The 21,580-nt window shown below is 63.6% G+C and carries 24 protein-coding genes; 7 read left to right on the top strand and 17 right to left on the bottom strand.

What is annotated here, in order from left to right; all coding sequences use genetic code 11:
- The 6 genes from L1069_RS15635 to L1069_RS15660 all read right to left on the bottom strand — a co-directional run bounded on the left by L1069_RS15635 (position 1) and on the right by L1069_RS15660 (position 5,466).
- Positions 1–633, bottom strand: a complete 633-nt coding sequence (locus L1069_RS15635) for a glutathione S-transferase (protein ID WP_237456281.1) — start codon at positions 631–633, stop codon at positions 1–3.
- Between the two features lie 286 nt (positions 634–919).
- Entirely contained in the window at positions 920–2,068 is a 1,149-nt protein-coding gene (locus tag L1069_RS15640; RefSeq protein WP_134829704.1) for an acyl-CoA dehydrogenase family protein, read from the bottom strand.
- 28 nt (positions 2,069–2,096) lie between these two features.
- On the bottom strand, positions 2,097–2,309 hold the full coding sequence (locus L1069_RS15645; protein ID WP_134829705.1) for a hypothetical protein: 213 nt from the start codon (positions 2,307–2,309) through the stop codon (positions 2,097–2,099).
- Between the two features lie 76 nt (positions 2,310–2,385).
- A complete protein-coding gene (locus L1069_RS15650) occupies positions 2,386–4,167 on the bottom strand; it encodes an acyl-CoA dehydrogenase C-terminal domain-containing protein (RefSeq protein WP_134829706.1) in 1,782 nt (593 codons plus the stop codon).
- Positions 4,168–4,241: 74 nt separating this feature from the next.
- The gene (locus tag L1069_RS15655; protein ID WP_129370584.1) at positions 4,242–4,643 is read right to left on the bottom strand and encodes a MerR family DNA-binding transcriptional regulator; all 402 of its coding nucleotides are present in this window, start codon (positions 4,641–4,643) and stop codon (positions 4,242–4,244) included.
- A 454-nt stretch (positions 4,644–5,097) separates the two neighbouring features.
- The gene (locus tag L1069_RS15660; RefSeq protein WP_134829707.1) at positions 5,098–5,466 is read right to left on the bottom strand and encodes a MerR family DNA-binding transcriptional regulator; all 369 of its coding nucleotides are present in this window, start codon (positions 5,464–5,466) and stop codon (positions 5,098–5,100) included.
- Positions 5,467–5,590: 124 nt separating this feature from the next.
- On the opposite strand from L1069_RS15660, the gene L1069_RS15665 reads away from it, so the two are divergent.
- Genes L1069_RS15665 through L1069_RS15675 form a run of 3 tightly spaced genes read left to right on the top strand, consistent with a single transcriptional unit; the run spans position 5,591 to position 7,852 of the window.
- Complete coding sequence (locus L1069_RS15665) at positions 5,591–6,013, top strand: PaaI family thioesterase (RefSeq protein WP_129370586.1); 423 nt, start codon at positions 5,591–5,593, stop codon at positions 6,011–6,013.
- A complete protein-coding gene (locus tag L1069_RS15670; RefSeq protein ID WP_024089720.1) occupies positions 6,010–6,528 on the top strand; it encodes a PaaI family thioesterase in 519 nt (172 codons plus the stop codon). The genes L1069_RS15665 and L1069_RS15670 overlap by 4 nt, the downstream gene beginning before the upstream one ends.
- 4 nt (positions 6,529–6,532) lie before the next feature.
- Positions 6,533–7,852 (top strand): MATE family efflux transporter, encoded by a 1,320-nt coding sequence (locus tag L1069_RS15675; protein ID WP_237456282.1) that lies wholly within the window; start codon positions 6,533–6,535, stop codon positions 7,850–7,852.
- 36 nt (positions 7,853–7,888) lie between these two features.
- Here L1069_RS15675 and arsC read toward each other — a convergent pair whose 3' ends face one another.
- Genes arsC through L1069_RS15690 form a run of 3 tightly spaced genes read right to left on the bottom strand, consistent with a single transcriptional unit; the run spans position 7,889 to position 9,620 of the window.
- On the bottom strand, positions 7,889–8,230 hold the full coding sequence (arsC, locus tag L1069_RS15680) for an arsenate reductase (glutaredoxin) (RefSeq protein ID WP_237456283.1): 342 nt from the start codon (positions 8,228–8,230) through the stop codon (positions 7,889–7,891).
- Positions 8,227–9,285: a quinone-dependent dihydroorotate dehydrogenase gene (locus L1069_RS15685; protein ID WP_237456284.1), complete on the bottom strand. Its 1,059-nt coding sequence runs from the start codon at positions 9,283–9,285 to the stop codon at positions 8,227–8,229. Before L1069_RS15685 ends, arsC begins: the two co-directional genes overlap by 4 nt.
- The gene (locus tag L1069_RS15690; protein WP_237456285.1) at positions 9,282–9,620 is read right to left on the bottom strand and encodes a DUF952 domain-containing protein; all 339 of its coding nucleotides are present in this window, start codon (positions 9,618–9,620) and stop codon (positions 9,282–9,284) included. The genes L1069_RS15685 and L1069_RS15690 overlap by 4 nt, the downstream gene beginning before the upstream one ends.
- Before the next feature lie 162 nt (positions 9,621–9,782).
- Here L1069_RS15690 and L1069_RS15695 point away from each other — a divergent pair, with 162 nt between their 5' ends.
- Together L1069_RS15695 and L1069_RS15700 are read left to right on the top strand one after the other, a co-directional pair.
- Complete coding sequence (locus L1069_RS15695) at positions 9,783–11,363, top strand: bifunctional metallophosphatase/5'-nucleotidase (protein WP_237456286.1); 1,581 nt, start codon at positions 9,783–9,785, stop codon at positions 11,361–11,363.
- Between the two features lie 153 nt (positions 11,364–11,516).
- The gene (locus L1069_RS15700; RefSeq protein WP_134831286.1) at positions 11,517–11,825 is read left to right on the top strand and encodes a DUF1992 domain-containing protein; all 309 of its coding nucleotides are present in this window, start codon (positions 11,517–11,519) and stop codon (positions 11,823–11,825) included.
- A gap of 6 nt (positions 11,826–11,831) precedes the next feature.
- Here L1069_RS15700 and L1069_RS15705 read toward each other — a convergent pair whose 3' ends face one another.
- A complete protein-coding gene (locus L1069_RS15705; protein ID WP_237456287.1) occupies positions 11,832–13,580 on the bottom strand; it encodes a tetratricopeptide repeat-containing sulfotransferase family protein in 1,749 nt (582 codons plus the stop codon).
- Positions 13,581–13,671: 91 nt separating this feature from the next.
- Between L1069_RS15705 and L1069_RS15710 the strand changes: the two genes are divergently transcribed.
- Complete coding sequence (locus tag L1069_RS15710; protein WP_237456288.1) at positions 13,672–14,361, top strand: SOS response-associated peptidase; 690 nt, start codon at positions 13,672–13,674, stop codon at positions 14,359–14,361.
- 2 nt (positions 14,362–14,363) lie between these two features.
- On the opposite strand, the gene L1069_RS15715 is transcribed toward L1069_RS15710, so the two are convergent.
- On the bottom strand, positions 14,364–14,855 hold the full coding sequence (locus L1069_RS15715; RefSeq protein ID WP_237456289.1) for a MarR family transcriptional regulator: 492 nt from the start codon (positions 14,853–14,855) through the stop codon (positions 14,364–14,366).
- 175 nt (positions 14,856–15,030) lie between these two features.
- On the opposite strand from L1069_RS15715, the gene mnmH reads away from it, so the two are divergent.
- Entirely contained in the window at positions 15,031–16,083 is a 1,053-nt protein-coding gene (gene mnmH / locus L1069_RS15720; protein ID WP_237456290.1) for a tRNA 2-selenouridine(34) synthase MnmH, read from the top strand.
- A 240-nt stretch (positions 16,084–16,323) separates the two neighbouring features.
- On the opposite strand, the gene selD is transcribed toward mnmH, so the two are convergent.
- Genes selD through L1069_RS15750 form a run of 6 tightly spaced genes read right to left on the bottom strand, consistent with a single transcriptional unit; the run spans position 16,324 to position 21,580 of the window.
- Positions 16,324–18,486 carry a selenide, water dikinase SelD gene (gene selD, locus L1069_RS15725; protein WP_237456311.1) on the bottom strand — a complete coding sequence of 721 codons (2,163 nt, stop codon included), beginning with the start codon at positions 18,484–18,486 and terminating at the stop codon, positions 16,324–16,326.
- A gap of 31 nt (positions 18,487–18,517) precedes the next feature.
- Entirely contained in the window at positions 18,518–18,919 is a 402-nt protein-coding gene (locus L1069_RS15730; RefSeq protein ID WP_237456291.1) for a Na+/H+ antiporter subunit G, read from the bottom strand.
- A gap of 9 nt (positions 18,920–18,928) precedes the next feature.
- Positions 18,929–19,198 carry a K+/H+ antiporter subunit F gene (locus tag L1069_RS15735; RefSeq protein ID WP_027259298.1) on the bottom strand — a complete coding sequence of 90 codons (270 nt, stop codon included), beginning with the start codon at positions 19,196–19,198 and terminating at the stop codon, positions 18,929–18,931.
- Positions 19,195–19,692, bottom strand: a complete 498-nt coding sequence (locus L1069_RS15740) for a Na+/H+ antiporter subunit E (protein WP_237456292.1) — start codon at positions 19,690–19,692, stop codon at positions 19,195–19,197. The genes L1069_RS15735 and L1069_RS15740 overlap by 4 nt, the downstream gene beginning before the upstream one ends.
- Positions 19,689–21,227: a monovalent cation/H+ antiporter subunit D gene (locus L1069_RS15745; RefSeq protein ID WP_237456312.1), complete on the bottom strand. Its 1,539-nt coding sequence runs from the start codon at positions 21,225–21,227 to the stop codon at positions 19,689–19,691. Before L1069_RS15745 ends, L1069_RS15740 begins: the two co-directional genes overlap by 4 nt.
- Positions 21,227–21,580: a Na+/H+ antiporter subunit C gene (locus L1069_RS15750; protein WP_129370599.1), complete on the bottom strand. Its 354-nt coding sequence runs from the start codon at positions 21,578–21,580 to the stop codon at positions 21,227–21,229. The genes L1069_RS15745 and L1069_RS15750 overlap by 1 nt, the downstream gene beginning before the upstream one ends.

The following is a 21,580-nucleotide window of genomic DNA, read 5'->3' on the forward strand; positions in this document are numbered from 1 at the left end:
TCACGCCCGGTCCGACGGGTTGCCGGGCATCAAATCATAGGGGTGTTTCCAGCCTGGAACCGCGCTGATGCGGGTCAGCCAGGCGTCGATATTAGGCCACTCGGTCCGGTCAAAGCCGAAGGGTTCGGGGTAATACAGATAACTGCAGCAGCTGATGTCAGCATTGCTAAGGTCCTCCCCCACAATCCACTCCCGCCCCTTCAGGTGGTGTTCCAATGTGGCATATGCGGCTTTCAGGCGGCCCTGCATGAAAGCGATCACTTCCGGCGGCCGGTGTTTTTCCGGCAGGAAGTTGATCAGGAAGCGGGTCATGCCGGCCTGGCTGGACATTTTGTGATTGTCCCACAGGATCCAGCGCAGCACTTCGTATTTGTCTTCCGGCGCGCCGCCGAATTTGCCGGTCTTGTCGGTGATATACTGCTGGATCGCGCCGGACTGGCTTAGCGTCAGATCGCCGTCCACCAGCACCGGTGCTTCAGCCATGGGCGTGAAGTCGCGGAATTCTTCGGTGCGCGCCGCGCCGTTGAAGAAATCCACAAAGACAGGCTCCCAGGCAAGGCCGGAAAGCTCCAGCGCCAAGGCGGCCTTGTAGGAGTTTCCGCTTTCGCCAAAGCAATGAAGTTTGATTGTCATCTGCTGTTCCCTGTGTCTGCTGGCGGAGCGGGGGTTTCACACCCCCGCACCCCCGTGGAGTATTTTTGGCAAAGAAGAAGGATGCGGGTTCATACTTCCTTAACCATGTTCCGTTGCACTCGTGCTGCGGTACAGGCTGGAGAGCCGATGACCGCCAAAGGAGAAGCCCTGCCTTCCGGCCAGGCGCCGCCGGGACCGGGGGCAGGGGCATTCTTTCGCCTTCATCTTTCCCCAAATACTCAAATCCCATCATCAGCCTCCCGCCGCTCCGCCGCGGCTCCTGCGCCTACAGCGCCCTTGAAATCAGCTCCTTCATGATTTCATTGGTGCCGCCATAGATCCGCTGCACCCGGGCATCTGCCCACATCTCACCCACCGCATATTCCTGCATGTAGCCATAGCCGCCGAAGAGTTGCAGGCACTCGTCCAGAACCTCGCCCTGGGTATCGGTGATCCAGTATTTCGCCATCGCTGCCTTCTCAACCGTCAGCTTGCCCGCCAGATGCTCGGCAATGCAGTCATCCAGAAAGGCGCGTGCCACTTTGGCTTTGGTCAGGCATTCCGCCAGTTTGAAGCGGGTGTTCTGAAACTGCAGGATCGGACCGCCAAAGGCTTCGCGCTCCTTGCAATAGGCAATGGTGCGGTCCACAGCACCTTCCATGGCGCCCACTGCGCCGCAGGCGATGATCAGCCGCTCCTGCGGCAGTTGCTTCATCATTTGATAAAAGCCCTGGCCCTCGGCGCCGCCCAGAATGTTCTCCGGCGGGATTTCCACGCCGTCAAAGAACAGCTCGGATGTGTCCGCCGCATGGCAGCCGATCTTGTCGAGGTTGCGGCCGCGGCTGAAGCCCGCTGCACCATCGGTTTCCACCGCCACCAGCGAGACACCCTTGGCACCCGCTGCCGGGTCGGTCTTGGCAGCGACCAGGATCAGATTGGCGTGCTGCCCGTTGGTGATAAAGGTCTTCTGCCCCGACAGCCGGTAGGCATTGCCGTCCCGCACCGCCTTGGTCTTGATTGCCTGCACGTCTGATCCGGTGGAGGGTTCCGTCATCGCCAGCGCGCCGACCAGTTCGCCGCTGACCATCCTGGGCAGCCAGCGCTGTTTTTGCTCTTCGGTGCCATAGGCCAGGATATAGTGGCCGACGATGCCGGAATGGATGCCCTGGCCCCAGCTGGCCAGATTGGCGCGGCTGCCTTCCATCAGGATCACCGCCTCATGGCCGAAGTCGCCGCCGGCGCCGCCGTATTCCTCGGGGATTGAGGGGCAGAGCAGGCCGAGGTCCCCGGCCTGGTTCCAGGTCTCCCGGTCCATCATGCCCTGCTTGCGCCAGGTCTCGAATTTGGGCGCCCATTCATTGGTGATGAACTGGGCCGTCATTCCGGCGAGCATCTGATGCTCATCCGTCATCCATGCGGAGCGCGTCTCGGTCATCTTTCTCCCTTTGGCCGCTTTGCGGGCCTTATCTTTTGCGCGCCTCCAGCTCGGCGTTGAACAGCCGCAGCCGGTGGCTCAGGTTTTCAAAATCCGTCACGCTGTCGAAATTCTCGAACAGGAATGACAGCGCCTCGCCTTCATCCAGCCCCGCCTCCTGGGCAAACTTCTTTAGCTTGCGATAGCCGTCCTCGGTCATTGCAACCGGAAAGCGGCGGGTCAGGCGGAAACGTTTCGGCATCATGTGGTCCTTTGCATGTCAAAGCACCGGTCGGGGTTGCGTTGGGCGTTCCCGACACGGGAACGCCCGGAAGGCATCAGAAAGCGTCTGCGTCCAGCGCCATCACCGTATCAGCACCGCTTTCGATGCGGGCCAGGTGCAGTTTGGTCGCGGGCAGCCGCCGTGCCATATAGTACCGGCCGGTTGCGAGTTTCGTCTCATAGAACGCCGCGTCAGAAGACCCCGCGTCAAGCGCTTCCTGCGCGGCCTTGCCCATCTTTGCCCACATCAGGCCCAGGCAGACCTGTCCGAACAGATGCATGAAGTCGTAAGAGCCCGCCAGCGCATGGTTGGGATCCTTCATGCCGTTTTGCATGAAATACATGCCTGCCGCCTGCAGGTCTTTGGATGCGGCCTTCAGCGGATCAATGAAGTCTTTGCCGAAAGCCTCTGAAACATCTTTGTTTTCCTGGCAGAACGTTTTCACCAGATCAAAGAACGCCAGCACGTATTTGCCGCCGTGCTGACCCAGCTTGCGGCCCACCAGGTCCAGCGCCTGCACGCCGTTGGCGCCCTCATAGATCATCGCGATGCGGGCGTCGCGGGTGTATTGCGACATGCCTGATTCTTCGATGTAGCCGTGGCCGCCGTAAATCTGCTGCGCCTGCACGGTCATGTCATAGCCCTGATCGGTCAGGAAGCCCTTGATCACCGGCGTCATCAGCGAGATCAGCCCGTCGGCGTCCTTGTCGTCCGCACGGTGCGCCTGGTCGATCAGGGTGGCACCCCACAGCAAGAACGCGCGCGCGCCCTCGGCAAAGCTTTTCTGGTCCATCAGCGAGCGGCGGATATCCGGGTGCACAATCAGCGGATCGGCGGGGCCGTCCGGGTTTTTGGCGCCGGTCACATCGCGGCCCTGCAGCCGGTCCTTGGCGTACTCGACCGCGTTCTGATAGGCGGCCTCGGCCTGGGCCAGGCCCTGCATGCCGACCCCCAGACGGGCCTCGTTCATCATGGTGAACATGGCGCGCATGCCTTTATGCTCTTCGCCCAGCAGCCAGCCGGTGGCGCCGTCATAATCCATCACACAGGTCGAATTGCCGTGGATGCCCATCTTCTCTTCGATCTTGCCGACCGAGACGCCGTTACGCTCTCCCAGCGAGCCGTCTTCTTTCACCAGGAACTTGGGCACGATGAACAGGCTGACGCCCTTGATGCCGTCGGGGCCGCCGGGGATTTTGGCCAGCACCAGATGGACGACGTTTTCCGCCATGTCGTGATCGCCCGAGGAGATGAAGATCTTCTGCCCCGAGATCTTGAAACTGCCGTCGCCCTGCGGTTCTGCCTTGCTGCGCATCAGGCCCAGATCGGTGCCGCAATGCGGTTCGGTCAGGTTCATGGTGCCGGTCCACTGGCAGCTGACCATATTGGGCAGATAGGTGGCTTTCTGTTCGTCCGTGCCATGCACCAGAATAGCCGAGGCGGCGCCATGGGTCAGGCCCTGGTACATGGTGAACGCCTGGTTGGCAGAGGAGAAAAACTCCCCCACTGCGGTGCCCATCACATAGGGCATGTTCTGGCCGCCGAACTCCTCGGGCATATCCAGCCCGGTCCAGCCGCCTTCCTTGACCTGCTCAAAGGCCTCTTTGAAGCCCTTGGGCGTATAGACCACGCCGTTTTCCAGCCGGCAGCCCTCGGTGTCGCCCACCACGTTCAGGGGGTGCAGCACTGCGCTGGCGATCTTGCCGGCTTCTTCCAGCACAGCGCCGGTAAAATCCGGCTCCAGTTCGCTGTATCCGGGGGTGCCGCTGCCGGACACCTTCAAAACGTCATGCAGGATGAACTGGGCGTCTTTTGCGGGGGCTGTATAAGAAGGCATTGCGGTCCTCTTCAGGGGTCTTGTTGCTTAGGGTCGGTGCCGGGCAGGCCGGCGGAATAGGGCGGGGCGGCTGCCTATTGGGCGGCCTCCTGCTTGGCCCGCATCGAGGCGATCATCTTTTCGCCCCAGGCCAGCTGGTCTTTCAGGTCCTCGATCGCCTCGGTCAGCTCTTCGCGCTGGCGCTCCATATCGGCAAGCCGCTCGCGGCCGACCTCATAGGTCTTGGTGAGCTGGGTCACCTGCTGGTCACCGGCATGGTACAGATCCAGCAGCTGGCGGATTTCCTCCAGGCTGAACCCGAACCGCTTGCCGCGCAGGATCAGCTTCAGCCGGGCGCGGTCGCGTTTGGTGAACAACCGCTTCTGGCCGTCGCGGATCGGGAACAGCAGTTCCTTGGCCTCGTAGAACCGGAGCGTGCGGGGCGTGACGTCATATGCCTCGCACATCTCCCGGATGGTCATGGTTTTCTCAGTCATCATCGTTACTCTTACGGCTTGGTGCAGGACCAAGCTGGGCGCATCCGGCTTTTCGATCAAGACTGACTTTACGTTTACGTAAGTTGTACGTTGCGTCACTTTGAGCTGAGTGAAAGGTTCGTAAAACGAACAAAAAGTGACGCAGCGTTACGGTTTGGTGGCCGCGCCAGAGCAAGGTTCCGCAGCCCTGAAAGGAATGTTTTGCAGACGAATCCAGCAGCCCGGAATCAAAACCAAGGCGTCAGGCAAGCGCTTGCCGGCCGTGCTTTGCGGCGCATAGCACGAGAGATCGCCCCAAAGGGCCGGCGCCTTTGCAGCCTGGCATCACATTAAAAATACAGCGCTGCCTGGCTGCTGGAAAACGGCAGGCAAAACAGGTCGGCACCCGCCCCGCGGGCAGGCGCTTGCCCGGCTGATTAAAACGGGGCTGGCTTAGGATAGATGTCGAAGGAGATTACTTCAGCAGCGCCCGGGTGCTTTCGCGCAGCTCGCTCAGCTCTTCAATGGCCTCATTGATCTGTTCACGCTGCTTTTCCAGTTCCACCAGCTGACGGTCAGCCATATCCATGAACGCATGGTTCTGGGCGTCATTGCTCTCTTTTTCATAGATCATGAGCCATTGGCGGATCTCTTCCAGCTGAAAGCCGAACTTGCGCCCGCGCAGGATCAGCTTCATCCGCGCCCGCTCCCGCGCGCCATAGAAACGCGACCGGCCTTCGCGGTCCGGCTGCAGCAATTCGATGTATTCATAGTAGCGCAGCGTCCGCGGCGTAACCTCGAACTCGGCGCACATTTCTTTGAATGACAATCTGTTGTCGGTCATCCGTCTTCTCCCTTGCCGGGAACCTATGCACTTGCAGCGAACAGTGCAACCTCCGCGGCGGCACTCTTGCGCTTTCGCCGGGGCGGGGCCAAAGATGAAGCAGACAATCCAAAGGGGCAGCCCCATGGCCGACAAGACCGACCTCGCGCGCCAGTTCATCGAAGCGATCCCCCATGCCCAGCAATTGGGCATGAAGCTGACTGAGATCAGCGACGGCACTGCCGAAATCCGCATGGCGTATGATGAAAAGCTGATCGGCGATCCCGCAACCGGCGTCATTCACGGCGGCGCGGTCTCGGCGCTGATGGACACCTGCTGCGGCGCCGCAGTGATGAGCCATCCTTCGGCGCCGGGTGGCACTGCCACCATCGACCTTCGCATCGACTACATGCGCCCGGCAACGCCGGGACAGGCGATCACCACCCGCGCCACCTGCCACCAGATCACCCGCAGCGTCGCCTTTGTCCGCGCCGTTGCGATGGACGAGGACACAGACCGCCCCGTCGCCACAGCCGCGGGCGCCTTTACCGTGGAGAAGAAGTTTTGAGCCGCCCCCGTCCAGAACCGATCCAGGTGGTCAAGCAGCGCCGCGATGCGGCCCTGTCGGCGCTGGTGGATTCGGTGCCCTACATCCGCTTCCTGAACGTGACATTTGAGCGCCGCGGAGATGAGCTGACGGCGCAGCTGAATTTTGATGACAAGCTGATCGGCAACCCGTTTCTGCCCGCCATTCACGGCGGGGTCACCGCGGCCTTCCTGGAAATCACCGCGATGATCACGCTCAATTGGTCGCACCTGTGGCAGCGCATCGAATCCGGCGATCTGGATCCGGCGGAAATGGCCAAGGGCAACCTGCCGCGCCAGCCCAAGACCATCGACTTCACCGTTGACTACCTGCGTTCCGGCCTGCCGCGCGATGCCTATGCCCGCGCCCGCGTGAACCGCTCCGGGCGCCGCTATGCCTCGGTGCATGTAGAGGCCTGGCAGGATCACAAGGACAAGCTGTTTGCCCAGGCCACCGGACATTTCCTGATGCCGCAGGATCAGAACGGCGAAGGCTGACCTTATGACCGGCGCCAGCCATGAGATCACCCATAAACGGGTGCTGAAAATCGCTTTGCCGATTGTGCTGTCAAACGCCACGGTGCCGATCCTGGGTGCGGTGGATACCGGCGTCGTGGGACAGATGGGCCAGGCCGCACCGATAGGTGCGGTTGGTATTGGCGCGGTGATCCTGGCGACGATCTATTGGATCTTCGGCTTCCTGCGCATGGGCACCACTGGCCTTGCGGCGCAGGCCCGCGGGGCCGGGGACTGGGCTGAGACCGGCGCGCTGCTGACGCGCGGTTTGCTGCTGGCCTTTGCGGCCGGTGCCGTTTTCATCATTGCACAAGGTGCGGTGTTCTGGGGCGCCTTTGCGCTGGCGCCTGCCAGTGCCGAGGTCGAAAACCTGGCGCGGGACTACCTGCAGATCCGCATCTGGGGCGCGCCTGCCACGATTGCGCTTTATGCCGTCACCGGCTGGCTGATCGCGGTCGAGCGCACCCGCGGAGTGTTCCTGCTGCAGGTCTGGATGAACGGGCTCAACATCGCTCTGGACCTGTGGTTTGTGCTGGGTCTTGGCTGGGGTGTGGAAGGCGTCGCCATTGCCACGCTGATTGCGGAATGGACCGGGCTGGCGCTGGGGCTGTACCTGTGCCGTGATGCCTTTGCCGGTGACCAATGGCGCGACTGGGCGCGGGTGCTCGACCCGGCGCGGCTGAAGCGGATGATGCAGGTCAATGGCGATATCATGGTGCGCTCGGTGCTGCTGACCGGCTCTTTTACCACCTTCCTGTTCATCGGCTCCGGCATCGGCGATGTGAACCTCGCCGCCAATCAGATCCTGCTGCAGTTTGTCGAAATCACCGCCTTTGCGCTGGACGGCTTTGCCTTCTCTGCCGAAGCGCTGGTGGGCGGTGCCGTCGGCGCCAAGGCCCGCCAAAGATTGCGCCGTGCTGCGGTGATCACCTCGCAATGGGGCGTCGGCGGGTCGGTTCTGCTGGGCATTGCCTTTGCTGCGGGCGGCCCTTGGCTCATCGACCTGATGTCCACGTCACCTGAAGTGCGCGACGCGGGGCGGGTGTTTCTGGTCTGGGCGGCGGTGCTGCCGGTCCTCAGCGTGGCGAGCTACATGTTCGACGGCATCTATATCGGCGCCACCTGGACCCGCGATATGCGGTGGGCGATGCTGCAATCGGTGGCCATCTATGTCGCGGCGCTGCTGCTGCTGGTTCCAGCCTTTGGCAATCATGGCCTTTGGGCCGCGCTGATCGTGCTGAACATCGCTCGCGGCGTCACGCTGGGCCTGCGCTATCCGCGGCTGGAGGCGCAAGTGGGCGCCTGAATGTGCAAGGCGGGCCTATTGGCCCGCCGCAGCCGCTTACAGCAGCGTTTCAATCGCCTCGGTGGGGCGTCCGATCACAGCCTTGCCATCCTTAATCGCAATCGGGCGCTCGATCAGGATCGGGTTCGCGGCCATGGCTGCCAGCAGCTCTTCCTCGGTGCTGTCCTTGGTCAGGCCCAGCTCTTTGAAGACTTTTTCGCCGGTCCGTACCATCTCCACCGCAGGCACATTGAGTGCGGCCAATACGGTCTTCAGCTCCTGCACCGAAGGCGTATCTTCCAGATACACCCGCGTCTGCACATCCACGCCGCGCTCCTCAATCAGCGCAAGGCCCGCGCGGGATTTTGAGCATTTCGGGTAATGCCAATAAGTAATCACAGCCAATCCTTCCGTTTGGTGCCAACCGCCTGTGCGACGTTGTCAAAGCCATCCCGCGCCAGCAGCGCGTCCAGCCCGCGGGCGATGTCTCCGGCCAACGACAACCCGCCATAGACCATCGCGGTGTAGAACTGCACCGCTGACGCCCCGGCGCAGATCTTGGCATAGGCCTGCTCCGCCGTGCTGATACCGCCGACACCGACCAGCGGCACTTGGCCCTCCAGCAGCTCCGACAGCTGCGCAAGCACCCGGGTGGATTTTTCAAACAGCGGCGCTCCGGACAGCCCGCCGGCCTCGCCCTTATAGGCGCTTTGCAGTCCGTCGCGCGACAGGGTGGTGTTGGTGGCAATCACCGCGTCGATGCCGGTTTCCAGCGCGACGGCGGCGATGTCCTCAATGCCTTCGCGGTCCAGATCCGGGGCAATCTTCAGGAACACCGGCACCCGGCGGGAAAGGCCCTCGCGGGTTTCAATCACACCGGCCAGCAGCGCCGACAGCGCCGCCTTGCCCTGCAGGTCGCGCAGTTTTTCGGTGTTGGGGGAGGACACGTTGACAGTGGCAAAGTCCAGATGCGCACCGCAATGGGCCAGCACCTTGGCAAAATCCGCCGCGCGGTCCTCGCTGTCCTTGTTGGCGCCAAGGTTCAGGCCGATGACGGCATTGCGCGGGCGCTGTACCAGACGCGCGCCGATGGCCTCCATGCCCTCGTTGTTGAAGCCGAAGCGGTTGATCGCCGCCTTGTCCTCGGTCAGGCGGAACAGGCGCGGCTTGGGGTTGCCGGGCTGCGGGCGCGGGGTGGCAGCACCGACCTCGATGAAACCAAATCCGGACTTCGCCAGCGGCGCCAACGCCTCGGCGTTTTTGTCATAGCCTGCGGCGAGGCCCACCGGGTTCGGCAGATCAATGCCCGCCAGCGTGGTCTTCAGCCGCGCCGAAGTCACCGGGCCGGGGGCAGGCGCCAGCCCCATGGTCAGCGCCTTGATTGACAGGCCATGGGCGTTTTCCGGATCGGTCTTGTGCAGGGCGGCAAGGGCCAGCTTCTCGGTCAGCTTCATGCCATCTCCTCCGGGAATTGATGCACGCCCTCCGCCAGCGGCAGCGGTTTGGCCCAGACAACATCGCTCAGTCGGATATTGCGGTAGAGATGCGGGAATTCGGCGCCGCCGCGGGAAATCTCCCACTTCAGATCCGCCCCCATTGCAACCGCATCGCAGGCCAGCAGGGTCAGCCCCCCGGCACCGGCAAAATGCTTGGCCGCGGTTTCCGCCGCCTGGGTTGCGGTGGAGAAATGGACGTAACCGTCCGCCACATCAATCGGCGCGCCAGTGGTTTCGCCCGCCGCCTGCAGTGCGGCCCATTCGTCCGCCCGGAAAATCTTGTAAATCAGCATGACGGCCTGATGCCTTGTGTTTGCGGGTGAATCAAGGGGGATTGGCGGCAGCAACCGCGCAGAGCTGACGCAAGGGGAGGCGGCGGCCTGGCTTTTCCCCTTTGACCGGCGCAGGCTTTGGGCGCAGGATTTTCCCAACACAGATCAACAGGAGCGCCCCAAATGATTGCACGCATTCTCACGTCGGTTGCAGCCCTGACCCTCACAGCCGGCGCGGTGGCGGCGGAGTACAAGCTGACCATCCTGCACACCAACGATTTCCACGCGCGGTTCGAGCCGATCAACAAATACGACAGCACCTGCGACGGTGAGGATCAGGCCGAAGGCAAGTGTTTCGGCGGCACCGCGCGGCTGGTGACGGCCATCGCGGAGGCGCGGGCGCGGGCGGAGCATTCGATTCTGGTGGATGGCGGCGACCAGTTCCAGGGTTCGCTGTTCTATACCTATTACAAGGGCAAGGCCGCGGCGGAATTCATGAACCAGCTGGGCTATGACGGGATGACCGTCGGCAACCATGAGTTCGACGACGGCCCGGAGGTGCTGCGCGGCTTCATGGATGCGGTGGGCTTTCCCGTCTTGATGTCCAATGCGGATGTCTCGGGCGAACCGGCGCTGGCAGATGTGCTGAAGAAATCCACGGTGATTGAGCGCGGCGGCGAAAAGATTGGCCTTATCGGCCTGACGCCCGAAGATACGCATGAGCTGGCAAGCCCCGGTAAGAACGTGCATTTTTCCGACCCCGTGGCGGCGGTGCAAGCAGAGGTCGACAGGCTGACCGCGGAAGGCGTGACCAAGATCGTGGTGCTGAGCCATTCCGGATACGGCGTGGATCAGCGGGTGGCGGCGGAAACCACCGGCGTTGACGTGATCGTCGGCGGCCACAGTAACACCTACCTGTCCAACAGGTCGGACAAGGCCGCCGGCCCGTACCCGACAGTGGTCAACGGGGTGCAGATCGTACAGGCCTATGCCTATGGCAAGTTCCTGGGTGAATTGAGCGTGACCTTCGACGATGCGGGCAATGTGACCAGCGCCTCAGGTGAGCCATTGATCATGGATGCTGCCGTCAGCGAAGATGCGGCCACCCTGGACCGGATTGCCGAACTGGCGCAGCCGCTGGATGAGATCCGCAACAAGGTGGTGGCGGAAACGGCCGCACCGGTTGAGGGCAGCCGTGACATTTGCCGGGTGCAGGAATGCCAGATGGGAAATCTGGTGGCTGATGCAATGCTGGACCACGTGCGGGATCAGGGCGTGACCATTGCCATTGCCAACTCCGGCGGTATTCGCGCCAGTCTGGATGCCGGCGCCGTCACCATGGGCGAAGTGCTGACCATCCTGCCGTTTCAAAATACGCTGTCGACCTTTGAAATCAGCGGCGCAACCCTCATCCAAGCGCTGGAAAACGGGGTCAGCCAGGTGGAGGAGGTCAAGGGCCGCTTTCCGCAGGTTGCAGGTCTTACATTCAGCTGGGACGCCTCAGCTGCGCCGAACGAGGGCCGCATCAGGCAAGTGATGGTGGCCGAGGGCGGGGGTTTTGTGCCGATTGATCCGGCAAAGAGATACCTTGTGGTCACCAATGACTATGTCCGCAACGGCGGCGACGGTTATGCGATGTTCGAGGGCGACGACAAGAATGCCTATGATTTTGGCCCGGATGTGGCCGATGTGCTGGCAGAATATCTGGCGGCGCAAGGCCCGTATTCGCCCTATACCGACGGGCGGATTTCGCGGGTGAAATAGGCGCTGTCAACTAGGTCCGAACCGGATCTAATGTTTCGCGCGCGAAACATTCGGGCAGGGGGGCTGCCGCATTATTTTTGGTGATTGTTAACCTATGCCGGCGGTTCGTAAACGGGCTGGCGGGTGGCAGGGGGGCATGGCAGAATGCGGGTCATGGACCACCCGCTGATCGACCTCATCAATGCCCGGATCGAAGCCGCCGAGAAGGATGGCGCCTTTGACAATTTGCAAGGCGCCGGCAGGCCTCTGCCGGACTGCGGCGATCCGGAAAACGCGCTGGTCAACCGGCTGGTGCGCGAAAGCGGCGGGGTGCCGGAGTTCGTGAGCCTGTCGCGCGAGCTGCAGCGCCTGCGGGCAGAGCTGCGCGAGGCCGGCGACCGCAGCCGCCGGCAGGAGATCCTGAAAGAGATGTCGATGATGGATGCCCGGTTGGAACTGGCGCGTAAAGCTTATACGAAATAGGCCGGTTTACCCTTTGATTTCCGGCCATATTTCCGGGTCCAATCCGTCGATGAACGGCGCCAGGACATCGGCGTATTTCTCCCACTTGCCGATTGAGCGCGTGTGCGCCGTCTGCCGCACTTGGGTGTTCGACAGTGTCAGAACCTGGCCCTCGTGGCGTTCCGGGTGGGCCATGTCCTCGACCCAAGTCAGTCCGCAGAAGTCCGCCAGCTTGCGGCTTTGACCCTCGATACCGGCAACGAAATCTTCATAGCGCAGGTCATAGATCCGCCCCGGCATCACTCGCCGCCAGTGCTGCATCAGCCGGCCATAAAGGTTGAACCGGTGCGCCATGGCCTTCAAATCATAGGCATAGGTGAGTGAGCTGCCGGAGAAATAGCCGCGCCAGATCGACAGCGCCACATCGCGCGGATCGCGGCAAAGATGAACAAACCGTGCATCCGGGTAGGCGGTCAGCAGATGGCCCAGCAGCCGGTAATTGTCGGGCATTTTGTCGACATAGGCCGCGGTGCCCTCGGGCATCTGCGGCAGGCGGCTGATGTCCTCGGCTACGAAATTGCGGGCGGCCTCGGGGGTGAAATCCTGACCCTTGTCGATATAGGGATGCAGCAGGAAGGCCGGCACGCCGCGTTCGCCCAAGGGAAACACATCCGGGTGCAGGCCGATCACTGTTTCCGTCAGCGTGGTGCCGGAGCGCGGCATCCCCACCACATAGATCGGGCGCGGGCCGTCAACTTCAGTTTCGGCCGGGGGGATCGCCTCCGGGAAGGCCGCCATGATGCGGCTGAACTGGCGTTCGCTGTCCTCGTAATCATAGGGGTTCTGCGCCGCCATACAGGCGTTTGCCTCGTCGTTGTGGGCGGCAAAGGCGTCCTTGTCGCCGCCTTGGTCGGCTATCCGCGCCAGTGAAAAGCTGACGTTGGCGCGGTCGAGCGAGCGCGGGGCGGCCGCTTTCAGCGCCTTTTGCGCCACCGGCAGCAGCTCTGCGTTCTGTTCACGGCTGTTGAGCCGGGCCAGCATTTCCAGCACCTGGCTGTCCTTGGGGTCCAGATCCAATATCGCCAGGCAATGGGTGCGGGCGGCATCGGACTCTCCGTTGGAGATCAGCTGGCTGGCCAGCCGCCGCCGTGCCTCCAGGTTTTCGGGCGCCAGGGCAACGGCCTTTTGCGCGGCTTCTGTGGCCTCGTCCTGCCGCATCAGCCGGGCCAGCGGCAGGCTGATATTGGTCAGCGCATCCACGTCATCGGGGTTCAGGCGCAGGGTGGCCTGATAGTCTTCCAGCGCGGCCTTTTCGTCGCCAAGGTTCTTCCAGGCCATGGCGCGCAGCCGCAGCATCCGCGGCTGTTTGCCATCGCGGGCGAGCGCATCGCTTGCCGTGGCGATGGCCGCTTCGGGATCATTCTGCACCAGCTGCGCCTGCGCTTTCAGATACAGCGCACCCTGATCAGCGGGCAGATCCGCCAGCACCCGGTCCAGCAGTTTCATTGCGGTCCCGCCCTGCTGCAGGAACAAAAGCGTCTGCGCCAGGTTCTTGCGCGCGTCATGAAAGCCGGGCGCCAGGGCCAGCGCCTTTTTGAAATGCGGCACCGCATCGCGGTGTTTGCCAAGCCCGGACAGGGAGATGCCCGCGATGTTAGGAAAATCCGGATGGGTCTTGTGCCGTTTCATCCCGGCTTTGGACTGTTTCAGCGCCTGTTTGAACTTGCCCTGATTGAGAAAGCCGAACGCTGCCTGGAGGTCGTTCTGAAGAGTCATGAGGCCTATCCGTCTCTTTGTGTCAGGGCGGCTGCTTCCCGGATGTGCGCAGGCACTTTGCGCTGGGGCAGTCCTGGGTTAGAAAATCAGCATGTGCGGACGATTTGCCATAACCCTGCCCAATGATGCAATGGCGCAGCTGTTTGCAGCGCAGCCTGCGAACACTTTGCCGGATGTGCCTGATTATAATGTCTGCCCCACCAATACGGTGCATGCGGTGCAGACCGGGGAGGGGGGCCGCCAGCTGGTGCCCATGCGCTGGGGGTTCCTGCCGCAGTGGTGTACGGCTGAGACCGCCGGGCCGCTGCTGATCAATGCCCGCGCGGAAACCATCGCGCAAAAACCCGCATTTGCCGCCGCCTGCCGCAAACGGCGCTGCCTGGTCCCGGCCACGGGGTTCTATGAATGGACCAAAGCAGGCGACGGCGCCCGGCTGCCCTGGTACATCCGCCGCAGCGACGCAGCCCCCTTGGCCTTTGCCGCCATCTGGCAGAGCTGGGGAGCGGACGACCCGGTCAAGACCTGCGCCATTGTCACGACCGCGGCAAATGAGGCGCTGTCGCCTATCCACCACCGGATGCCATTGATCCTTGAGCCGCAGGACTGGGGCAGATGGCTGGGCGAGGACGGGCCAGGTGCCGCGCGGCTGATGCAGCCGGGGGCGGCGGGCGTTCTGGAATTCCACCGGGTGGATCCGGCGGTGAACTCCAACCGGGCCAGCGGGCCGGAGCTGATTGAGCCGTTTGAGGACGGGGATATCCCGCGCGGCCGGCTGATCTGAGGTTACTCGGCTGCTTGGCGGGACGGCAGGTCGCGCTGCGGCGCGCGGCTCAGGCCATTGGCGGCGATGGCCGCCTTTTGCAGCAGGGCCACAAAGATCTCGCGTTCCGAATCCGTAAGGCCCGTCAGGATGCCTGGCTGGGCGGCCCGCACAACCGGCAGGATCCGTTGCAGCAATGCTTCGCCTTCGCCGGTCAGGCTGACCTCGCGCGCCCGCCGGTCTGCCTTGGAGATCCCGCGGGCCACCAGCCCCTTCTCCACCAGCCGGTCCACCACCTTGCCCAGGGTAGCCCGGTCATAGGCGATGAGCCCGGCAACCGAGGCCTGGTCGATGCCGGGATGGCGGTGGATCGCGGCCAGGGCAGAGAACTGCACCGGGGTAAGGTCGGCACTTTCCTCAGCCATCCGTTCCATGAACTGGGCGACCGAGATCTGATGCAGCCGCCGGATCAGGTGGCCGGGCAGGGTGTGAATGTCCAAAGGGTCGCTGTCCATGGCCTTCTGGTCCTTGCCGGCCTGTTGGGGCCGGTCTGCTGGTCCGGGCCTTCTGCCCGCGGGTCTGTTCACCCTGACTGCCATACTGCCCTGTGCGCAGTACGTGCAAGTTTTATTGCCGCAACTGCGGCATTTGCGGCTTTTCCTTGCCGAAGGCGCGGGGTAGGCATGGGCCATGGCGCTGAAATTCACCTCCCTGCAAGACTTCTATGCCCACGGGTTCGACACCGTGATCGATGTGCGCAGCCCGGCGGAATATGCCGAGGACCATGTGCCGGGCGCAATCAGCCTGCCGGTGCTGGACAATGAGGAACGCGCCGAGGTCGGCACCATCTATGTGCAGGACAGCCCGTTCAAGGCGCGCAAGCTGGGCGCGGCGCTGGTGTTCCGCAATGCCGCAAACCACATCGAGCAGCATCTGAGCCACCATGAGGGCGGCTGGAAACCGCTGGTCTATTGCTGGCGCGGCGGCCAGCGGTCGGGGTCCTTCACCTGGATGCTGCAGCAGATCGGCTGGCGCGCCGAGGTGGTGGCGGGCGGCTACCAGACTTATCGCCGTCTGGTGAATACGGCGCTGTATCAGACTGCATTGCCGCATCGGCTGGTGGCGCTGGACGGCTATACCGGATCGGCCAAAACCGAGGTGCTGACGCGGGCCGGTGCTCTGGGCGTGCAGGTGCTGGATCTGGAGGGGCTGGCCAATCACCGCGGCTCGCTCTTGGGGGACATGCCGACGCCGCAACCGTCGCAGAAGGGGTTTGAATCCGCCCTGGCGGGCGCCTTGATGCGGCTGGACCCCAGCCGCCCGGTGCTGGTGGAGGCGGAATCGAGCAAAGTCGGCCAGCGGATCATTCCGCCTTCGGTCTGGGCGGCAATGAAGCAGGCACCGAGGATTGACCTGCAGGTGCCGGTTGCGGCCCGCTGCCGATATTTGGTGGCGGCTTATGACGACATCCTGTCAGACGCGGACGGTCTGCGCAAAAAGCTGGCCCCCTTGCGCGCGTATCGCTCAGGCGCGGTTGTTGATGGCTGGTTCACCAGCATTGCCAAGGGCGACAAAGCCGGGCTGACCGAGGCGCTGATGGCCGAACATTATGACCCCGCCTACCGCAAATCCCGCACGGCTATTGGCGCAGAGGTTGCCGCCACTGTCGACGCAGAGGCGCTGGATGACGCAGGCCTGGATGCCGCAGCGGCGCAGGTGGCGGCGATCATGTCCCGTCTCTGACAAACGATGCTCCCGCCCGTCGCCGGCACATCAAAGATGCCCCGCTCCCGTTGGGCGCGGCGCTGCGCTGGCGCGCAGCGTGCCTGCGCACCCGGCGGCAAAGCCGCCTGCCAGGCAGCGGGACAGGAGTATTTTCACAAAGGTGAAGCACCGGAACAGGGCTTCTTTCTGGATGAAAATCCCCCGGGGTGAATTGGTCCGCAGGGCCAAGAGGGGCTGGCCCCTGTTCGCCAGGCGCCGCTAGGCACTGAGGGTGATGGCGCCGGGGCTTGACGTTACCTTGCCGATGCGCAGTGCCGGGTATCCGGCTGCACGCAGCCGGTGCAGCAAATCATCAGCCTGATCCGCGGCGACCGCTGCCAGCAGGCCGCCCGCGGTTTGAGGGTCGAACAGCAGGTCCTGCCAGCCAGTGGTTTTCAGTTCCGGTACAGCGGCTTGATTGGCGGGAAACAGCGACGAGCGGATGCCGCGGTCCGCCAGTTCAGCGGCGCCCTGCATCAGGGGGATCTTACTGGTGAAGATTTCTGCGCCCGCGCCGGAAGCCTCGCAGATACCAAGCAGATGGCCAATAAGGCCAAAGCCGGTCACGTCGGTCATTGCGCGGGCGTCCTGCAGGATGCGGGCGGCGGTGCCCTGCGGCTGGCTCATCTGTGCCAGCGCGGCGGCGACCCATTCCCCCTTGGCCAGGCCCGCCATTTCCGCGGCCATCAGCACGCCGGAGCCGATGGGTTTGGTCAGGATCAGCGCGTCGCCCGGTTTGGCACCCGCCAGGGTGATGGCTGGGCGGGGGCAGAGGCCGGTGACGGTGAAGCCGATGGTCAGCTCATCCCCCAGCGAAGTATGGCCGCCGATTATGGCGGCGCCGGCCTGCTGCATGACGTCCGAGGCGGCATCCATGATCTCCTGCAGGGTCCGGGCCTGCAGGCCGGGTGACATCCGCGGCAGGATCAGGTTGGCGGTGGCGGCCTGCGGGTCTGCCCCCATCGCCCAGATGTCGCCAAGTGCGTGCACGGCTGCGATGCGGGTCATCAGGACCGGGTCGCTGGTGAAGCTGCGCAAATGGTCGGTGCTGATCACCTGATTGACGCCGCCGGTGGTCAGAAGTGCGGCGTCGTCGCCGGGCAGCGGGGTGATGTCTTTGCGGTCCGCAGGCGCAAGACCTGCGAGCGCGCCAAGCAGCGCGTCGCGGCCGACTTTGGCGCCGCAGCCGCCGCACATGGGCTTGTCGCCAAGTGCGGCCTCCATGCCCAGTGTGTGTTCGGCCGGAAGGGGCAGCGCGTCCATTGCAGGCAGGTCACGGAACTTCTCCATAAAGGCCTGGTCGATGCGGTCTTTCCAGGTCCACATCATGGGGCCGGCCAAGGTGGTGCCGAAGCGTTCGCCAAGCGCCTCCCTGGCGCCCATGGAGATGAGTTTCAGGTAGTCCTTTTGCGGGCGGTACTTACGCAATGGATCGCCAGTCAGGGTGCTGCGCAGGTTGTGGTACAGCACCGGCGCCTGGCGCACTGCGTAAACGCCGGCCTTGGGACGCGGGGCGAAGTCCATATGGGCGCAGTCGCCGGCGGCAAAGACGTTGGCGGCGGAGCTTTGCAGGGTGTCACTGACCCGGATGAAGCCGTCCTGCAGGTCCAGGCCGCTGTCTGCGAGCCAGCCATAGGGGCGGGCGCCGGCGGCGCCGGTGGTAAAGTCCGACAGGATCTCGCGCCCGTCTTCCAGCACGATATAGCCGTCATGGATGCGCTCGATTTTCGCGTTCTCCTCCAGCCGGACGCCCTGTTCGACCAAAGCGCGGCGGAGTGTTTGGCGGGCCTTTGTGCCAATCGCGCGCAAGGCCTGGCCGCTGTCGATCAGGGTTGCCTGCGCCAGCCGGCCGCGGGATCTGAGAGCAAAGGCCATCGCCAGGATCAGTTCTGCCCCCGCCACGCCGCCGCCGATCACGGCGACATGGGCGGGGGTGTCACCGTCGCGGAACGCGTCCCATTGGGCGGCGAAACGTCCCAGCGGCTTGGCTGGGATCCCGTAGCCGGCAAAGCCCGGCAGGTCCGGCATGGCAGAGGTGATGCCGACATCAACCGAGGCCACGTCATAGGCGATGGGCGGGCGGCCCGGCACATGCACCAGCCGGGCTGCGGTATCGATATGATCCGCCGCGCCCAGCACCACGCGGGCGCCGGCAAACCGGGCCAGACGCACCAGATCGATGTCCAGCTCATCGCGCCCGTAATGGCCCGCGACGAAACCGGGCAGCATGCCGGAGTAGGGCGCAGCGGGGCCGGGGTTGATCACCGTCAGACGGGCGCCGGGCAGGGGCCGCATGCCCCATTTGCGCAGCACCAGCGCGTGGGTGTGGCCGCCGCCGACCAGCACCAGATCGCGGGTCAGCGGCAAGCGGGAGGTGTCCATCACGGTTCAGGCCTTCCTGAGTGGTCTGCGTTCAGTCTTCGGTGGGCGGGGTGTGGGTCGGGTGGCGGCGTTCCTCGTCCTCTGGCGTGTCATGGGTGGCCCAATGGTCATCCTCGCCCGCCGAGGGCATGGTGTCGCGGCTCTCTTGCCGGTGGATATGCACCTTGGCAATGAAATTGGCGGTGATCGGCGCAGTCAGGAACAGGAACAGAGTGATCATCAGCTCATGCACCGAGAAGTATTTCTCAAACGCTGCCGCATGCAGCATCGAGGCCAGCAGCACGCCGCCGACGCCCAGGGTGGTGGCCTTGGTCGGGGCGTGCAGGCGCGACATCGGATCGTTGAGTTTCAGCAGCCCGAAGGAGCCGACAAAACCGAAGACCCCGGCAATTACCAGAAAAGCGGCAACGAGGAATTCAAACAGGCTTTCCATGTCTCACCCTCACTCGATGATATTGCCGCGCAGGATAAAGCGCGCGTAGGCCACGGTGGAGACAAAGCCAAGCATGGCGATGATCATGGCGGCCTCAAAGAAAATCTCGCTCCCCAGCGCCATTCCGTAGAGCACCATCAGGGCGATGGCGTTGATGAACATGGTGTCCAGCGCCAGGATGCGGTCGGCCACGTCCGGCGCGGTGACGACCTTCCAGAGGTTCATCAGCATCGCCAGGGCAAAGCAGGCAAAGGCAAAGGTGGCAGCACTTTCGATCATTCGAAAATCTCCATCAGCCGGCGCTCGTAGCGCTGTTTGATCTCGTCCCGCACCGCGTCCGGGTTGGGAGCATCCAGGCAGTGGACCAAGAGGGCGTGGCCCTCGTCCGAGACATCCGCCGACAGGGTGCCCGGCGTCATGGTGATGGTGCCTGCAAGGGCGGTGATTGCCTCGGGGGTTTTCAGGTCCAGCGGGACGGTGATCCAGTTGGGGCGGCGGTCTGCATTGGGTTTGAACAGCACGATGCGGGCCACGATGATATTGGCCTGCACGATGTCCAGCAGCACCACCAGGATGTATTCCGTGATCTTCAGCGGGCGGCGCAGCTTGGGCCGGTTGGGCCAGTAGGGCTGGGTCACAAACGGGATCAGCACGCCCAGCAGCAGGCCAAATACCAGCGAATTCAGCGACCAGCCATTGACCAGCAAGAGCCAGGTGACGGTCAGCAGAAGCGTGAGCAGGGGGTGCGGGAACAGCCGCCGGATCAGTTTCATTCTGCCGTCCTCCCCAGCACGGTGTCGATATAGGCTGTTGGCGTAAAGAGCTGGGCTGCCGTTGCCTCGGCATAGCGGGTGGCGGGGCCTGCGAATACGGTAAGGGCAATGAGGCCGCCCAGCAGGCCGAAACAGGCGACAAAGGGCAGCTGCGCCGGTCTTGCGGCCAGGTTATCCAGTGGCGGTTCGGCGCTGGTATCAATGTCCTGCGGCGGCAGGCCGTGGCCTTTCCAGAACAGCAGCGAACCGGCGCGGGCCATGCCGATAATGGTGATCAGCGACCCCAGCAGGATCACGGCCCAGATCCACGGCGCCAGATCGACGCCGCGGGTGGCATCCAGCACCAGCAGTTTACCAAGGAAACCCGACAGCGGGGGCATGCCCGCAAGCGCGATGGCGGCGGCAAAGAACAGCGCGGAGATCAGCCCGGTCTGCGGCATCGGCAGCTGCGGCAGGATCCATTGGCCCTGCCGTTCCATCACCAGATCGGCAACCAGGAACAACAGCGCCGCGGCCAGGGTGGAATGCACCAGATAGTACAGCGCCGCTGCCGCGGCGGTCTGGGTGAACAGCGAAATGGCGATCAGCAGCGTGCCCATCGAGGCGATGGCGCCAAAGGCCGCAAGCCGGCCCAGCTTCTTGGAGCCGAGAACACCGATGGCGCCGGCGCCAAGGGTCAGCAGGGCGGCGGGCAGCAGCCAGGTCTCGGTCAGGCCGGCGGTGGCCTGAACCTCGGGGCCGAAAATCAGCGTGTACATACGCAGGATCGAATAGGCGCCGACCTTGGTCATGATGGCAAACAGGGCCGCCACCGGCATCGGCGCATTGGCATAGGCCGAGGGCAGCCAGAAATGCAGCGGCAGCAGCGACGCCTTGATGGCAAAGACCAGCAGCAGCATCACAGCACCAACGCGCAGCAGGGCGGTATCCTCAGCCGGGATCTGGGCCACTTTCACCGCGAGGTCGGCCATGTTCAGGGTGCCGGTCACCGAATACAGCGTGCCAAGCGCAAACAGGAACAGGGTGGAGCCAAGCAAGTTGAACACTACATACTGAACCCCGGCCTGAAACCGGCGGGTGCCGCCGGAGTGGATCATCAGGCCATAGGAGGCGATCAGCAGCACCTCGAAGAACACAAACAGGTTGAAGGCGTCGCCGGTCAGGAATGCGCCCATGATGCCCATCAGCTGGAACTGGAACAGCGCGTGGAAATTGGCGCCGCGGGTGTCCCAGCCGGAGCCGATGGCATAGAGCAGGACCGGCAGCGCCAAGAGCGAGGTCAGCACGATCATCATCGCTGACAGCCGGTCCAGCACCAGCACAATGCCAAAGGGCGCGGGCCAGTCGCCCAGCTCATAGACCTTGACGGTGCCGTCCAATGTCTGGGCGGCCAGGGTCAGCGACACGGCGGCCAGCAGCACCACGCTGGCCAGCGAAAAGATCCGCTGCAGGTCCAGATGGTGGCGCACCGCCATGATGATGAACGGCGCCACCAGGGCAGGCAGCACCACCGGCGCAATCAGAAGGTGGTCGATCATGCGTCGTCTCCTGCGCCTTCGGGCTCAACCGGCATGGCAGTGCTGTCATCGCGCGACGACAGATAGGCCCCCAGCGCGATCATCACAACCACGGCGGTCATGCCGAAGGAGATCACGATGGCGGTCAGCACCAGCGCCTGCGGCAGCGGATCGGTATAGGCGACCTCCTCGTATTTGTTGAGGATCGGCGGCGCGCCGGTTGCCAGCCGCCCGGTGGCGAACAGGAAGACATTGACCGCATAGGTGATCAGTGACAGGCCCAGGATCACCGGGAAGCTGCGGCGGCGCAGGATCAGGTAGATGCCGGCCGCGGTCAGGATGCCGACGGCAGAGGCGACGAGAAGTTCCAT

The organism is Leisingera sp. MMG026 (assembly GCF_021654205.1).
GTDB lineage: Bacteria > Pseudomonadota > Alphaproteobacteria > Rhodobacterales > Rhodobacteraceae > Leisingera.